The organism is Paraburkholderia sp. UYCP14C (assembly GCF_004197395.1).
In the GTDB taxonomy this organism is placed as follows: Bacteria; Pseudomonadota; Gammaproteobacteria; order Burkholderiales; family Burkholderiaceae; genus Paraburkholderia.
This window is the reverse complement of sequence record NZ_SELS01000002.1, coordinates 189902-206721: the sequence shown is the minus strand read 5'-3', so window position 1 is coordinate 206721 and position 16820 is coordinate 189902. Positions and strand designations below refer to the sequence as shown.

Here is a 16820-nt window from a genome sequence, read left to right as displayed (position 1 = left end):
CGCATGTTCGGGCGCGCCGGGCGAAACTGCGGCTACACTGGCGTCTGCCGTTTTCTCACGGATTGCCATGCAGTCATGCCCGTCGCGGCGTGAGTCCGAGGCTGCGCCGTCTGGCGGCGGGCAGCAGCCGGCGATTCTCACCGCCCCCCATCTTTCCTCCGATCACACCGTTCGCGACACTGCCAGCGGCGACGCCCGTCCGCGCGCAGGCGCAAATACCGTCGGTTGGTTCACCGCACTGCTGTGCGTCGCGCTGCTTCTGTGCCTCGGCGCGCTGCCGCGCATCGCGCAAGCCGCGGGTCCCGCGGTCGGCGGCGGCACGCCGGTGATTCCGGCGTTGCAGAGCCTGATCAACAGCGCGACGGTGAACGCGACGCCCGCGTCCGCGGCCTCGGGTGCGTCGGCGCCCGAGGCGGCGTCAGCGCCGTCGCCCGCCAGCCAGGCGGAGCTTGCGCGCTCGCTCGACAGTGTGATCACCACGCTCGACAACGACCGTCAGCGCAGCGCGCTGGTCGCCCAGCTGAAAAAGCTGCGCGACGTATCGCAAAGCGCCGCGCAAACCGTCGGGCCGCCCGCGCCCGCGTCCGTACAACCTAGCCCGGGCCTGCTCGGCGCGATCGCGTCGGGCATCGCGTCGTTCGAATCCGATGTGCATCAGGGCCGCACGCCGGTGCGCTACTGGGGCGGGCGCGTGACCGCGGCCGGTAACGAGCTGTATACGATCGTCTCGGGCCAGGGACGCGAAGGTATCGGCACGATCCTGCTGGCCATGCTGGGGATGCTGGCCGGCTGGGGCGCCTGTGCAGGAGCGCTGATCTATCTGCAGCACCGCGTGCACCGGCGCTTCGGCATCGAATTCGTGCTGCGGCCCAATCCCACCACGCGCGAGCTGCTGATCTTCGCGTTGCGCCGCGTCGGTCCGTGGATCATCGCTTTCATCGCGGCGCTGCTGTTCATGCGCGCGATGCCCGATTCGCTCGGCCGCACGCTCGGCATGGTGGTCGCATATGCGATCGTCGCGGGCGCGGTGTTTTCCGCGATCTGTTTGATCATGTTTTCACTGTTCGGCTCGGGCCACCGGCGCGTCGCGGTGCGCCAGCTGATCGATCACGCGCGCCGCGTGCTGTTCGTGATCGGCGTGTGCGGCGCGCTCGGCGACGCGGCCGTCAATTACGACGTCGAGCATCAACTCGGCACGAACCTCGCCGCGCTGATTTCGACCGCGGCCAACATGACGGCCGCCGTGCTGACCGGCTATTTCGCGCTGGCGTTCCGCCGGCCGGTCGCGCACCTGATCCGCAACCGGCCGTACGAACAGCGCAACGACCACAAGGCCGCGACCGATGCGTTCGAGGTGCTCGCGGCGATGTGGCACGTGCCGGTGCTGGTGCTCGCGGCCGCATCGGTGGTCGCTACGCTCGGCGGCTCCGGCTCCAGCGAAAACGTGCTGCAGATCTCGATCGTCACCGCGCTGTTGCTGGTGCTGGCGTTCTTCCTGTCGGCGATCGTGCTGCGCATGACGCGCCCGCGCAGCGCCCGCGCGCGGCGCCGCTCGCCGTATCTGACGCGGCTGCTGCGCTTTTGCGGCACCTTGCTGACCTTGTTCATCTGGCTGTTCTTCTTCGAATTCGCGGCGCGTCTGTGGGGCGTGTCGCTGGCCGCGGTGATCGAGAGGAACGTGGCGGCGCGCGGCATCGCGCATGCGATGACGGCGATCGTCGCCACTGTGTTCATCGCGTGGCTGCTGTGGATTCTGGTCGACACCGCGATCACCGAGACGCTCAATCCGGGCAGCCCGCGCAACAAGGCGCGCAGCCCGAGCACGCGCGCCCGCACGATGCTGCCGCTGGTGCGCAACGTGTTGCTGGTCACGATCATGACGATCGGCGGGATCGTCACTGCCGCGAATCTCGGCATCAACGTGACGCCGCTGCTCGCCGGCGCGGGCGTGATCGGTCTGGCGATCGGTTTCGGCGCGCAGTCGCTCGTGACCGACCTGATAACCGGGCTGTTCATCATCATCGAGGACACGATCTCGGTCGGCGACTGGATCGACGTCGATGGCGGCCATGCGGGCACGGTCGAGCATCTGTCGATCCGCACCGTGCGGCTGCGCGACGGACAGGGCGCGATCCACGCGATTCCGTTCTCGCAGATCAAGATCGTGAAGAACCTGTCGCGCGATTTCGCCTACGCGGTGTTCGAGGTGCGCATGTCGTTCTCGACCGATGTCGACGAGATCACGGAGTTGATCCGCGAAGTCGGTGCGGAGTTGATGGCCGATTTCCGCTACCGGCGCGAGATGCTGGGGCCGATCGAGGTGTGGGGGCTCGACCGCTTCGATCCGAACTGGATGGTCGTCAAAGGGCAGATCAAGACGCGGCCGCTGCAGCAATGGAGTGTCGCGCGGGCGTTCAATTTGCGGCTCAAGCGCAAGATGGACGAGGCGGGCATCGAGATTCCGGTCGCGCAGATGCGGGTGTACACGTCGTCGAAGGATAGCGAGGGCGAGCCGTTGCGCGACGATGAGATGACCGGGTTCGTCGCACCGGTGGATGCCGGTGCCGATGACATCAGGCATGCGCACGGCGAGGTGCATCAGCGGGCGCGCGACGGCGGGTACGGTAAAGCCCCTCAAAGGGCGCACGAACCCGCGCACGAAAGAAGCCGCGAAGCGGCGCACGAGTATCCGCGCGAAGCTGAGTATGAAGTCGGCGTGGCCGGCCCGTCGGCGCGCGCGTCGACCCATGTGCCCCTTGCGCCCGCGCGTGACGTATCGCACGAACCGCGTCCGGCGCCGCCGACGACCGGACAGACCGCGCCGATTCCGCCGCAGATTCCGACGGCGGGCGATGCGAGTGGGAAGAGTTGAGGCGGGGGATTGCCTCGCGGCCGTGCGACGACGGCAATGTCCTTTTGTGTTCGCGTTACTGCGCTCCTATTGCGCGACTACTGCGTTAGTGAGTCATCGCGCGAATACGTGACGGTGCGTCATCTCATGTCACGTCGTGACGCGCAGCCGTCAAACCAGCTCCGCCGTGTCGGCCATGCGCACGATGTCGTTCACGTGTGTGCCGATCCGCGCGCCTTCGACGCCATAGATATGCAGCGACACGGCCGGCGCATCGCTGCAGTTGCCGAGCCGATGAATCGCGGCACGGCCGCTGCGTACGAACGACACCGCGCCGCGCTTGCGTGCCTGGACGCGCAGCGCGCTCGCGCATTGCCGCGCGTCGTCCCATTCGAAGACCGTTTCGCTCAGCTTGCCTTCGACCACCGCGTAACCGCACCACGTGTGATGCCCGTGCACGGGACTCGCCTGGCCCGGCTGCCAGACTAGCGCGGCAATCGCATAGCGGCCTTGCGGATCGGCGACGAGCAGATGACGCCGATAGGTATCGGCGCAGCCTTCGCGTTGCATCGGGGCGAGCAACGCCGGGTCGGCGGCCGCGTCGGCGAGCGCGAGCCGCATGGTGCGCGCGAAGTACGTCGAATGCGACGGTTCCGGGAATGTCGCGCACGCTTCGAACATCGCGTCGAGCGTGTTGCGCAGGCGCTCGAGCGGCGTGCGCGCGGGATCGCCCAGCGTGTGCGTCGGCGGCGTCGCGGCTTCAAGTCGGGCAGGGTCCGGCAGCGACTTCAGGTAGTCGGGAAGGTGCTCGAAAACGGTGGCGCGGAGGTCGTCGCTCATGGTTTTGATGCAGCGTGGGCGCTGCTGGTCGGCAATTTTCGGTATCGATATTTATACCGGTTTGCCCGGAGAAAGAGTTTCCATATAATTTCCTCGACCGTCAGAAAAGTAGAATAATTTCCTATAAGAGGTGGTGGTATGGGTATGGATATCATCGATCGGAAACTGCTCGAACTGCTGCAGGCAGACGCGACGATGCCGATAGCCGAACTCGCGCAGCGCGTGAACCTGTCACAGACACCATGCTGGAAGCGCCTGCAGCGCCTGAAGGAGGCGGGCGTGATTCGCGCCCAGGTGGCGCTGTGCGACGCGCGCAAGCTCGGCGTCGGCACCACGGTGTTCGTGGCGGTGCGCACGAACCAGCACACGGAGGCATGGGCCGCCGCGTTTACGCAGGCGGTGCGCGATATTCCCGAAGTGGTCGAGGTCTACCGGATGAGCGGCGAGACCGACTATCTGCTGCGCGTGGTGGTCTCCGATATCGACGACTACGACCGGATCTACAAGCAGTTGATCACGGCCGTGCCGCTGTACGACGTGAGTTCGAGCTTTGCGATGGAGCAGATCAAGTATTCGACGGCGTTGCCGGTGCGGCCGGCCGTGACTGTCACAAATGACGGCTGACGCGCGTCATATGATCGTCGCTCCAACTGTCGGCGCTGCGTGACTGGCTCAAGGAGCATCGGCTCGCGTGATTGAAGAAGGGCGCAGGCGCGCTTCGTGACGGCGCTTGTAGTGCCTTTTCCGAACGCCGGATTACCGAACGAAAATCACAGGCAGCAAGCGACAAATCGCATACCGCCGGGTGCGCCGCTTGCTGCCACCAAAGCGGGCGCCCCGCCGCCGCGAATCGATGCCTACCGCTCCCGTCGGCTGCAAGCCGCATGCAAGCCCACTGGGCGTAGAATGCCGCCTTCCCGACCCATCCGCGACTGCTTCGCGAACCGAGCCCGCTTCATGACCAAACCGCCGCGCAAAAAGAACCCGACCTTCGGCATCGCCGTCTTTATCGTGGTGGCGATCCTTCTCGTGATCGCCACGCTGTTCTACAACGCGATCCGCGAAAAGCATGAGTTCGACAGCCAGAACGCGCAGGCGCCGTCGGTGACTTCGGAGGCGGCCGCGGCCGCCAACGCGATGAAACCGGCGAGCGGCGCCGCGCAATAAACGCCACCGCGTTTGCTGCTTCACTCCTCCGGCAGCCGGATCATGCTCGCATCCTTGCGAATCTGCGCGGACGCCGCCAGCATCTGCTTGCATTGATGCGCGAGCAGCTTCGTGTCGTGCACGGCATCGGCCGAATAGTCGGGCGATTTCTCGGCTTCGACGACCATCACATCGAGTTCGCGACTCATCAGTTTGATCTGTTCGCTCTGCTCGGCGGGCAACGCGGTGCCGGCTTCGGCGGCGCTCAGGTTGTCGCGCACGAGACTCAAAGCGCGCTGCAGCGGTTGTAGCGAGATGTCCTCGACCTGTTGCTGCTGTTGCGCGGAAGTGCGCAACAGCGGCGCGGCGGCCGTGATCTGCGACGCCAGCACGTGGCTGCGCACCAGCAGCCCGTTCAACTCCGGCACGAACTTTTGCGCGGACTTCGGTTCGAGCATCATCCGCTGGAACGCCTGGCCGAGATTCGCGAACGCAACGTGGACGTTCTTGCGCGCGAGCCGATAACGGTAATCGCGGTCGAGCGCGGTCGCCGCCGCGGCGGCGGCCGCCGATCCACCGCTTGCCGGGCGCGCGGTCGCGTTGCGGATCGTGGTGGTGTCCTGGGTGGCTTCGCCGGCGGTCGCATCGACCCCCGCGTCGGCGACCGGCTGCGCCGCGCTGGCGCGCCCAGCGCCGCGAGCACCGCCGCCGCTCTCCAGTTCAGCTTCGGCTCCAGCGATGGCGAGCGCCGGCCCGCCAAAGCCGATCGCCGGGTCCGCCATCGCCGCCGTCGGCGCACGCGCGCCCGCTTCGGTCACCGTCGCGACCACCGCCGCGGCCGGCTTGCCGCTCCACCACCAGCTCGCTTCGAGGTACTGCCGCGTTGCGCTGATCATGTTGTTGACGAGCTTGCCCATCAACCGGTATTCCCAGTACGGGAACAGGTGGCTCGCCGCGATCGCGATCGCGCAGCCGACCACGGTGTCGATCGCGCGCTCGCCGATGATGCGCATGCTGCCCGGCGCGAGCAGATGGAACAGCAGCAGCACATACGACGACGTGAACACGACGCTCGCCGTGTAGTTGAACAGCAGCAGGCTGTAGCTCATCACCATCGACGCGAACATCACGACCATCAGGATGTGCGGCTCCTTCACGAAGATGATCAGCGCGATGCTCGCCGCGCAGCCGATCAGCGTACCGATGATCCGCTGCCCGTTGCGCTGCTTGGTCAGCGAGTAGCCGGGCTTCAGAATGATCACGGTGGTCATCACGATCCAGTACGCGTTCGTGAGCGGCAGCAGGCGGCCGAGCCAGAAGCCCACGGCGACCGCGATCGTCACGCGCAACGCGTGGCGAAAGCTCGGCGAGGCCATCGTCAGATTGGAGAAGATCTGCCCGAACGGGACGCGCCGGCTCGACACGAAGCGGCTCAGCGCCTGGTCGATGCGCAGTTCGGTTTCGGTCGCGCTCGGCTCCGTGGTGAGGCTTCGGCGCATCTTGTCGATCAGCCGCGTGGCGCTCCAGATGCGGCGGAAATTCGACGACACCGCCGAATACGCCTCCGGGTTCTGCGTCGGCAACTCCTGCTTGCGCATCAGTTCGATTTCATACTCGATCGCGCGCAATTCCGCCTTCACGTTCACGCGCCTGCGCGGCGCCTGGTTCTGCAGCACCGCGAGGCCAATCTCCTCGAGATCTTCGGCCGCCTTGCGGATCAGATCGCGATAGAACACCAGCAGATCGGAGCCGCCGAACGTGCTGCGCACCAGCGTGTAATCGGTTTGCGCGCCGACGAACAGCTCGTGCAGATCGACGGTATTGATGAACAGGTTGTACAGCATCGCGCGGCGTGGTTCGAGCTTGCCGCGCTTCAATTTGGGCAGATTGCGCAGCACGATGTCGCGCGCGGCGTCCTGGCGATCGACCGCGGAGATCTGCTTGTCGACGAGGTTGCGATAGCACTCGTCGAGATCGTTGTCGAGATCGTAGAAGGCCGCGCGCGCGAGCAGATAGTCCGCGCATGCGAACACGCTTTCGGCGAGCGCCTGCTGCTCGATCCGATGCATCATCCAGTGGCTGACGAAGGTGGACCAGTACGTGTACCAGAGGCCGCCGAGCAGGATCCACGACGCGTTGACGAGCGCCTGCAGCGGCGTGAAGTGCTCCTCCAGCGTCATGATCATCATGAACAGCGTCGCGAAGCTGATCTGCGGCCAGCGGTTGCCGTACACGACGATCAGCGACAGCACGAAGGTGAGCGGCACGACCGTGCACCACAGCGCGACCGGATTGACGGTGGCGAGGCCGGTGGCGAGCGCGGACAGAAAGCCGATCACCGTGCAGGCCAGCATCTCGTTGTGCTTGTACTTGAGCGGGCCGGGCATGTCGACGACGCAGGCGCCGAGCGCGCCGGTCGCGATCGTGAAGCCGAGCTCGCGATCGTGAAACACGATCAGGCACAGGATGGCCGGCAACGACACGCCGACCGCGATGCGCAGGCCGCCATAAAAGTACTGGCTATAGAGGAATTTTCTTATTTCGACCGAATAGCGCATCGACTACCTGAATCCATTCACCGAGAAAACCGCAGTTGGAAAGACAGCGCGAAACTGCCGTCGAGTCTAACTGATTTTGTGCGCGTTCTGACCTCGTCCATTCTGCCAGGTTATGCCCTGGGGGATCGTTTGTTATGCTGTCGCTTCAATGTCCGCCGAGGCCCGCGCGCAACGCTCGCGAGTCATCCGCGTGCCCAATGCCATCTGGAATCCATGCTTCAGCTCTTCTATTCGAACCGCTACGAAACGCTGGTCGGCGCGCTGCTCGACGACCTCGCGCAAGCGCCGTCCGACCCGTGGACCGCACGGCCCGTGATCGTGCCGAGCGCGGCCGTGCGTCGGCGGCTCGAGCTCGATATCGCCGCGCGCCAGGGTATCTGCGCGAACGTGAACTTTGGTTATCTCGCGCAATGGCTGTGGGCGCAGATCGGCGGCGTGATCGAGGTGCCGAAGCATTCGCCGTTCGCACCGGACCGGCTCGTGTGGCGTTGCTACCGGCTGCTTGACGACTCGAACGAAGGGCAGCCGTGGAACGCGTCGCCGCGTCTGCGCACCTATCTCGATGCCGCCGACGCGTCGATGCGCTACGAACTCGCGCGGCGGGTCGCGACCGTGCTCGATCACTATCTGACTTATCGGCCCGAGTGGCTGCTGCAATGGCAGAAGGGCGGCTCGATCTTCGCGAGCGGCGCTGCTGACGACACCGGTCCGCGTCTAACCGGCGCGAGCGACGCGGCGCGCGAGGACGAGCGCTGGCAGGCGGCGCTGTGGCGCGCGGTGCTCGCGGAACTTGCGCAAGCCGGCGGTCATGCGCAGACGTCCGCGGCCGCGCTGCCGCCCGCGTATCGGTTCCTCGATGAAATCGCCGGGCTCGATCTCGAGGCGATCTCGAACGCGCAATGGCCCGAGGCGGTCAGCGTGTTCGCGCTGCCGACCATGCCGCCGCTGCATATCGCGTTGCTGCGTGCGCTGTCGCGCTGGATCGACGTGCGTCTGTACGTGATGAACCCGTGCCGCGAGTTCTGGTTCGACGTGGTCAGCGAAGGGCGCGTGCAGGCACTCGATGCGGCGGGGCAACTCGACTATCAGGAAGTCGGCCATCCGCTGCTCGCCGAATGGGGACGTCAGACTCAGGCGCAGTTACATATGCTGCACGAGCTGACCGAAAGCGCCGCCTCGGCCGAGACCGGCGAGTTTACCGAGAACCCCGAGCCGAGCTGGCTCGCCGCCGTGCAGAACGGCATCCTCGAGCTGCGCGACGAAGCCGACGCCGACGAGCCTCCACTCGAGCGCGGTATCGAGGTGCACGTGTGCCATAGCCTGTCGCGGCAGCTCGAAGTGCTGCACGATCGCCTGCTCGGCTGGTTCGACGAGTTCGACGATCTGCAGCCGTCCGACGTGCTGGTCGCCGTGTCCGATCTCGCGGCGGCCGGCCCGCTGATCGATGCGGTGTTCGGCACCACGCCCGCCGGCGACACGCGCCGCATCCCGTACCGCATTACCGGCCTGCCGCCTTCGCAGGCCAATCCGGTCGCGCGGCTGTTGCTCGACTGGCTCGCGCTGCCCGAGCGCAGCGTCGGCGCGCCGGATCTGATCGAATGGCTGCGCGTCGATGCGGTCGCGGTGCGTTACGGCATCGATGCGAATTCGCTCGAAGCGGCGCAGGAATGGCTCGCGGCCGCCGGCGCGCGGCGCGGGCTCGCGCCGCTCGAACCGGTCGGCGAGCACGTGCCGGTCGCGCGTCATACCTTCGCCGATGCGCTGACGCGCCTCTTCCTCGGCTATGCGATGCCGGCCGGCGGCGAGCCGGTCGATGCGTGGCTGCCGGTCGAAGGCGCGGACGGTTCGGACGCCGAATTGCTCGGCCGTCTGTCGCGCTTCGTCGACGATATCGACAGCTTCGCGGCGAACTGCGCGATCGAGCGCGCGCCGGCCGACTGGTTGCAACTGCTGCTCGAAACGCTCGGCCAGTGCTTCGACGGCGGCGTCGAGTTCGCCGATTCGCTTGCGGCCGTGCGCGACGCGCTCGATGCAATGAGCGCCGCGATGCAGGCCGGCGCGCATGATGTATTGCTGCCGGCGTCGGTGGTGCGCACCGCGCTCACCGAAGCGCTCGACGACCCCGCGCGCGGCGGTGTGCCCTGGGGCAGCGTGACGTTTTCTTCGCTGACCAGCCTGCGTGGTTTGCCGTTCCGTGTGGTCTGCCTGCTCGGCATGGACGACGGCGTTCTGCCGTCGCTCGCGCGTGCCGACGAATTCGATCTGATGGCCGCATTCGGCAAGGCCGGCGACCGTCAGCGCCGCGACGACGAGCGCAATCTGTTTCTCGATCTACTGCTAGCCGCACGTGAGCGGCTCTTCATCGCCTATACGGGCCGCAGCATTCGCGACAACGCGCCTCTGCCTCCTGCCGCGCTCGTCGACGAACTGCTCGATCATCTCGCCCAGGTGTCGGCGGGCGAGCACGCGAGTCCGGCCGAGGTCGACGCCGCGCGGCGCGAGTTCGTCGTCGAGCATCCGTTGCAGGCGTTCGCGTCGGACTACTTCGCGGCGAAGCCCGACCTGTTCACCTACGACGCCGATCGCGCCGAGCTCGCCACGCTGCTCGCCGAACCGCAGCATCCCGCCGCCGCGCCGTTCTTCGATCAACCGCTGCCGCCGGAAGACCTGCGCGAGATCGGCTTCGACGACTTCGTGCGCTTCTGGCGTCATCCGGCGCGCGCGCTGCTGCGCGACCGGCTCGGTATCGCGTTGTCGGATGCGCAGGGCGAGTTGCTCGACACCGAGCCGTTCGATCTCGACTACGCAGGCCGCGACGCGCTCGCGGAGCGCCTGCTGCCGGTGCTGCTCGACGCCGACACCGCGGACGACCTGATCTTCAGCCGCGTGCAGCGCGTCGCCGAGGCGAGCCCCGAGCTGCCCGGTGGCGCAACCGGCGCGGTGTGGCGCGCGCGCGAAGTATCCGCGCTGCGGCGACTGGCGCAAAGCGTGCGGCGTGAAGTGGCCGCCGGGGTCGAACGCTTGCCGTTCGTGCTCGATGTCACCCCGCGCTGGCCGCAAGGCGGCGATGGCATCGATAGCGCGGTCTCCCTGTTCGGCGGCCATGACGCGCTGCTGCGCGAGTCCGCCGAAACGCCGCTGCAATTGCGCGGCACGCTGAACCTGCTGACCGGAACGGGACAAGTGATTTTTCGTTATGCCAAAGCCAGCGCGCGCGACTATCTGTCGGCGTGGCTCGCGCATCTGGTCTATTGCGCGGCGCAGCCGGACGGCCCGCGTCGCACCGTGTGGCACGGCAGCGGCGAGAGCTTCGAGCTCGCGCCCGTCGCGGCGCCGCTCGACGAGCTCGCGCCGTTGGCTGCGCTCTTCAATGCCGGCCGCCGGCTGCCATTACGGTTCTTCCCGAAAAGCGCATGGGCGAGGGTCAGCGAAAGCGAATCGGCCGCGCAAGGGGTGTGGATCAACGACCGCGTGCGCGGCGAATCCGACGACCCCGCGTTGCGCATCGCGCTGCGCGGCACCCAGCTCACGCTCGACGAACCGTTCGGCAGCCTCGCCGCGATCGTCTTCAAGCCACTGATCCAGCACTTGCGGAGCGCCTCATGAGCGACGCGCTGCGCCATCAAAGTCTCGTCGCCGACGAGCTCGACGTGTTCGCCTGTCCGCTCGACGGCGTGAATCAGATCGAAGCGTCCGCAGGTACCGGCAAGACCTGGAACATCTGCGCGCTGTACGTGCGGCTGCTGCTCGAAAAGAACCTGAACGCCGATCAGATTCTCGTCGTCACGTTCACGAAGGCCGCGACCGCGGAGTTGCACGAGCGCATACGCGGCCGTCTCGCGGAACTGCATCGCGCGATCGAGATGGACGACGACGGCGACGATCCGTTCATCCGCCGGCTGTTCGAAACGACGCTTGCACCACAGAGCGGTATCGAGCGCGAGGCCGCGTTGAAGGTCGTGCGCCGCGCGTTGCGCACGTTCGATCAGGCCGCGATTCACACGATCCACGCGTTCTGTCAGCGCGCGTTGCAGGAAGCGCCGTTCGCCGCCGCGATGCCGTTTGAGTTCGAGATGGAAGCCGACGACGCGGCACTGCGTTTCGAACTCGCCGCCGATTTCTGGCGCGAGCAGGTCGAGCCGGTCGCGCATGCGCATCCGGCGTTCGCCGCGTGGCTGGTGGCCAAGCGCGCCGGTCCCGGGTCGCTCGACGAGCAGTTGGCGCGGCGCCTGAAAAAGCCGCTCGCGCAATTGCGCTGGGGCAGCGTCGAAGCGGACGGCGCAAGCGCCGATCCGCAGGCCGGCTTCGATGCCGGGTCCGCGATCTGGCAGGCCGAACGCGATGCGATCGTCGCGCTGCTCACCGAGGCACAGGAGCGGCTGAGCAAGACCACGCACAAGCCCGATCACGTGAGCGCCGCGATCGCCGCGTGGACCGACTACTTCGCGCAGGGCGACTGCCATGCGCCGCCGCCGCGCGCCGCGTTGAAGCTGACGGCCTCGGCATTGAAGAAGGCGACCAAGGTCAAGTTCGAGCCGCCCGCGCATCCGTTCTTCGAGCATGCCGACGCACTGGCCGCGGCCGTAGTCGCCGCCGAGTCCGCGCAGCGCGCGCGCTGGCTCGCGCTCGTGCAGACGTGGCTGGACTACGCGCCGAACGAGTTGGTGGCGCGCAAGCGCACGCGCCGCGTGGTGTCGTTCGACGATCTGCTCGCGAATCTGTATCGCGCGCTCGCCGCGCATTCGTGGCTTGCCGATGCATTGCGCAGCCGTTATCCGGCCGCGCTGATCGACGAGTTCCAGGACACCGATCCGCTGCAGTTCGCGATTTTCAGCCGGATTTTCGCGCCGTCGGGACCGTTGTTCCTGGTCGGCGATCCGAAGCAGGCGATCTACAGTTTCCGCGCGGCGGACCTGCATACGTACCTCGCGGCGCGCGGGTCGGCATCGGCGTGCTACACGCTCGCGGTCAACCAGCGTTCGACCGCGCCGATCGTCGACGCGTGCAACCGGATCTTCGAAGCGAACCGCCAGGCGTTCGTGCTCGACGGGCTCGACTATCAGCCGGTGCGCGCGGGCGAGCGGCGGCGTGCACCGTTCGCCGATCCCGCCGCGAGCGGCGGCGATTTCCGCATCTGGACGCTGCCGCGAGGCGAGGCCACGCTGGACAAACGCAACGCCCAGCGCGCCGCGAGCGAAGCGTGCGCAGCCGAGATCGTGCGGCTGTTGCGAGGGGCGCGCGAAGGCGTCGTGACGATCGGCGACGAGCCGCTCGCGCCGGGCGATATCGCGGTGCTCGTGCAGACGCACAAGCAGGGCAGCCTCGTCAAACGCGTGCTCGCGGCGTGGGGCGTCGGCAGCGTGGAGCTTGCGCAGGCGTCGGTGTTCGCGACGCTCGACGCCGAGCAGATCGAGCGCGTGCTGGCCGCCATCGACACACCCGGCGATCTGCGCCGTCTGCGCGCCGCGCTCGCCACCGACTGGCTCGGGCTCGATGCCGCCGCGCTGTGGCGTCTCACGCAGGTCGCCGAGGCGCCCGCAGCCGCGGCCGTGGATGAAACCGCGCCGGCACTCGATCCCGCCGACGCAATGGGCTGGGTCGAACGTTTTTCGCGCTACCGGATGCTGTGGCACGAACGCGGCTTCGCGGTGATGTGGCGCACGCTGATGCGCGAGCTGCGCGTCGCGCAGCGGCTCGTCGCGGGTGTCGACGGCGAGCGTCGGCTGACCAACGTGAACCATCTCGCCGAGCTCGTGCAGGCGCGCGCGGCCACCCAGCCCGGCATCGCGCCGACCTTGCGCTGGCTCGCCGCGCAGCGCGAGCGGGGCGGCGGTGAAGAGGCTCAGCTGCGGCTCGAGTCCGATCGCAATCTGGTGCAGATCGTCACGGTCCATAAATCGAAGGGACTCGAATACGCGGTCGTGTTCTGTCCGTTCCTGAACGACGGTGGCTTGCGCGAACCGCCGTCGTCGGGCTTGCCCGATGCGCGCGAGTATCACGACGACAGCGGCGACGCGGTGCTGCATTACGGCAGCGACGAAGAGGAGGCCGAGCGCGCGTCGCGCTACGCGGTGCGCGAGCAGGCGGCGGAACGCGCGCGGCTCGTCTATGTGGCGCTCACGCGCGCGGTGTATCGCTGCTACCTGGTCGCGGGCACCTATCTGTCCTCGCGATCGACGAAGGAGTCGCGCCGCAGCGTGCTGAACTGGCTCGTCGGCGGCAACGGTCAAACGTTCGACGCATGGCTCGCGGAGCCGCCCGACGAAGCCGCGCTCGCGGCGAGCTGGCACGCGCTCGCGGGCGGACCGGTCACGTTGCAGTCGCTGCCCGAAGTGACGCGCCGCGTGCCGCTCGAAAGTCTGCAGGATCGGGGGGCGCGTTTGCACGCGCGCGCGAATCGGCGGCCGTTGCGTGATCAGTGGCGCATGGCGAGCTTCAGCGGGCTGATCGCGGCAGGCGGCAGAAGCGGGGAGGCGCACGCGCCCGCGCCGCAGGAGGACGTGCGGCCCGATCACGACGAAATCGCCGATGCGCTCGAAGCCGCGCCGCTGCTCGCGCCGCTCGCCGTGGTGGACACCCCGGCGCATGCCGACGACGACATCCTCGCGTTCCCGCGCGGGGCGGCGGCCGGCGAATGCCTGCATCGCATGTTCGAACTCGCCGATTTCAGCGACGCGCGCAGCTGGCCCGACGCGATCCGCGGCGCTTTGCGCGAGCGTCCGGCGCCGGCCGCGCCCGAGCTCGCGGCGCGTTTGCCCGCGATGATGCATCGGCTGATCGCCGACGTCGTCGCGACCGAACTCACGCCCGGCATGACGCTCGCGCGGCTCGATCCGCGTCGGCGCCTGAACGAGCTCGAATTTCTGTTCGCGGCACCGTCGCTCGATTTTCCGGCGCTGCGCGAGCTGCTGATCGACTACGGCTATCCCGACGTCGCGCTGGAGCCCGGCGTGCTGCGCGGGTTCGTCAAAGGATTTATCGACATGATCGTCGAGCACGACGGCCGCTTCTGGATCGTCGACTGGAAATCGAACCATCTCGGCGACACCGCCGCCGACTACGCGGCCGCGCCGCTCGAAGCGGCAATGGCGAGCCACGCGTATCACCTGCAGGCGCTGCTTTATACGGTCGCGCTGCACCGCTATCTGAAGACGCGCGTGCGCGATTACGCGTACGACACGCATATCGGCGGCTATCTGTATCTGTTCGTGCGCGGCGTGCGGCCCGACTGGCGCGATGTCGACGGCGCCGCCGGCGTGCATCGGCGGCGCGCGCCGTTCGAACTCGTGGCGCTGCTCGACGCGGCGATGATCGGAGGTGGCGCATGAGCACGTCCGGCACGCTGGATGAGCGCGCGGCCGCGCCGCTCGGGCTCGAAGACATCGGCGTCAATCTGCCCGCGCCGGCCGATTTCAGCATCGCGCTCGCCGAAGGGTTCGCGCGCCGGATCGGCATGCTTGCGCGGCGCGGTGGCGCATCGACTGAAGTGGTGAAGTGGGCCGCGCGCGGCGCGTTTGCCGCGAGCCGCGCGACCGCCGAAGGGCACGTGTGCGTGCCGCTCGCGACGCTCGCGCGCCGCTTCGACGCATCGGTCGCGGAAGTGCGCGCGGCGTTGCTCGCGAGCGGCATGGCAAGCGACGGCGCAACGGACGCGGTGGACGCGGCGGGCGCGGCGGCGTTGCGCCCGCTCGTGATCGACGCGCAGGGGCGTCTTTATCTCGCGCGCTACTTCGACTACGAGCGGCGTCTGGCCCATGCGCTGGTCGCGCATGCGACGGGCGAGGCGAGCCACGCGAATGCCGACGCCGACACGGCCCCGGCCGTTTTGCGCGAACGCCTGCTGCGCTACTTCGGCCCGCCGAAAGACGGCGACGTCGACTGGCAACGCGTTGCGGCCGTGATGGCGCTGTCGGGGCGGCTGACGATCGTCAGCGGCGGCCCGGGGACCGGCAAGACCACGACCGTGGTCGGCGTGCTCGCGTGTCTGCTGGATGCGCATGCCGATCTGCGCATCGCGCTCGCGGCGCCGACCGGCAAGGCGGCGCAACGGATGCAGGAAGCGTTGCTCGCGCGCGCGGGCGAGCTGCCGCCCGAACTCGCCGCCCGTTTGCCGCAGACCTCGTACACGCTGCATCGATTGCTGGGGTCGGGGCCGGGCGGACGCTACCGGCATCATCGCGATAATCCGTTGCCGTATGACGTGGTCGTGATCGACGAGGCGTCGATGATCGACGTCGCGATGGCCACGCATCTGCTCGACGCGATCGGGCCGCAAACGCGGCTCGTGATGCTCGGTGACAAGGACCAGCTCGCCGCGGTCGAAGCCGGCGCGGTGTTCGCCGAACTGAGCGCGCGGCCGGCGTTGAGCGCGAGCGGATTGCGACGGGTCGCGCAGGCGCTCGACATCGACGAGGCGCGGCTCGCGCGGGCGTTGCCGCGGGCGTCGAGTCGGGACGGCGAACTGCCGTTGGACGATTTCTTCGTGCCGCCCGAGGCGCTGCAGGCGTTCGAGCCATCCCCGTCGGGCGATCTGTTCGGTGACGAGGCGGCATCGGCGACCGACGGGCAGGTCGACCCCGATGCGCGACCGGCGAACCAACGCAACCCGCTCGCGGACTGCGTCGTCTGGCTCGAGCGCAACTACCGGTTCGGTCTCGAGTCGCCGATCGGCCGTTTGTCGGTCGCGATTCGCAACGGCTCACCGAGCGCGGCGCTCGACGTATTGGAGATCGACCCGACCGACGTCTGCGCCGCGGCGCTGCAGGAAGATACGCACACGGCTCTGGCCGAGCGCACGATCGCAAGGCTTGCCGCTGGCTTCGCGCCGTATGCCGACGCACTCGCCGCGGCGCTCGCCGCCGATGCACCCGATCCGTTGCCGCTCTTCGACGCGCTCAACCGCTTCCGCATCCTTTGTGCGACGCGGCTCGGACCTCGTGGCGTCGATCAGGTCAACGCGGCGATGGCGACGCAGGTGCGCCGCGCCGTGGGTGTCACGCTAGCGGTCGGCGCGCAGTGGTTTGCCGGACGTCCGGTGATGGTTACGCGCAACGACTACGCGCTGGGACTGTTCAACGGCGACATCGGCATTGCACTGCCGGGCGCAGGCGGCGCGTTGCGCGTGTACTTTCGCACCGGCGACGGCGGTGTGCGCGCGGTGTCGCCGGCCGCGCTGCCGCCGCACGACACCGCGTTCGCGCTGACGGTCCACAAGTCGCAAGGTTCGGAGTTCGAGCACGCGGTGCTGGTGCTGCCGTCCGTGTTCAGCCGGGTGCTGTCGCGCGAACTCGTGTACACGGCGATTACTCGCGCGCGCGAACGGGTCGAGGTGATCGGCGCGCGGGCCGTGCTCGCGCAGGCGATCGCGACGCCGACGCAGCGCGATTCGGGGCTGGCCGCGCGGATTGCGGAGGCATCGCGTTGAT

8 protein-coding genes are annotated in these 16820 nt (G+C 67.9%); 6 read left to right on the top strand and 2 right to left on the bottom strand.

The genetic code is table 11. The annotated features are described in order from the left end of the window. Positions 1 to 67: 67 nt before the first annotated feature. Positions 68 to 2872 carry a mechanosensitive ion channel family protein gene (locus EVC45_RS02670; RefSeq protein WP_129956484.1) on the top strand — a complete coding sequence of 935 codons (2805 nt, stop codon included), beginning with the start codon at positions 68 to 70 and terminating at the stop codon, positions 2870 to 2872. 150 nt (positions 2873 to 3022) lie between these two features. Here EVC45_RS02670 and EVC45_RS02665 read toward each other — a convergent pair whose 3' ends face one another. After that, positions 3023 to 3691, bottom strand: a complete 669-nt coding sequence (locus EVC45_RS02665; protein ID WP_129956483.1) for a cysteine dioxygenase family protein — start codon at positions 3689 to 3691, stop codon at positions 3023 to 3025. 138 nt (positions 3692 to 3829) lie between these two features. On the opposite strand from EVC45_RS02665, the gene EVC45_RS02660 reads away from it, so the two are divergent. Then, positions 3830 to 4315, top strand: coding sequence for an Lrp/AsnC family transcriptional regulator (locus EVC45_RS02660; protein WP_129956482.1), 486 nt, complete (start codon positions 3830 to 3832; stop codon positions 4313 to 4315). 333 nt (positions 4316 to 4648) lie between these two features. Next, the gene (locus EVC45_RS02655) at positions 4649 to 4858 is read left to right on the top strand and encodes a hypothetical protein (protein ID WP_129956481.1); all 210 of its coding nucleotides are present in this window, start codon (positions 4649 to 4651) and stop codon (positions 4856 to 4858) included. Between the two features lie 20 nt (positions 4859 to 4878). Here the strand turns inward: EVC45_RS02655 and EVC45_RS02650 are convergent, their stop codons facing one another. Continuing rightward, positions 4879 to 7395: an FUSC family membrane protein gene (locus EVC45_RS02650; RefSeq protein WP_129956480.1), complete on the bottom strand. Its 2517-nt coding sequence runs from the start codon at positions 7393 to 7395 to the stop codon at positions 4879 to 4881. A gap of 213 nt (positions 7396 to 7608) precedes the next feature. Here EVC45_RS02650 and recC point away from each other — a divergent pair, with 213 nt between their 5' ends. The 3 genes from recC to EVC45_RS02635 are packed head-to-tail and all read left to right on the top strand — an operon-like array spanning position 7609 to position 16819. After that, positions 7609 to 11001, top strand: coding sequence for an exodeoxyribonuclease V subunit gamma (recC, locus tag EVC45_RS02645; protein WP_129956479.1), 3393 nt, complete (start codon positions 7609 to 7611; stop codon positions 10999 to 11001). Further along, positions 10998 to 14723, top strand: a complete 3726-nt coding sequence (gene recB, locus EVC45_RS02640; RefSeq protein ID WP_129956478.1) for an exodeoxyribonuclease V subunit beta — start codon at positions 10998 to 11000, stop codon at positions 14721 to 14723. Before recC ends, recB begins: the two co-directional genes overlap by 4 nt. Next, complete coding sequence (locus EVC45_RS02635) at positions 14720 to 16819, top strand: AAA family ATPase (protein ID WP_129956477.1); 2100 nt, start codon at positions 14720 to 14722, stop codon at positions 16817 to 16819. The genes recB and EVC45_RS02635 overlap by 4 nt, the downstream gene beginning before the upstream one ends. The last annotated feature ends 1 nt before the right edge of the window (position 16820 follow it).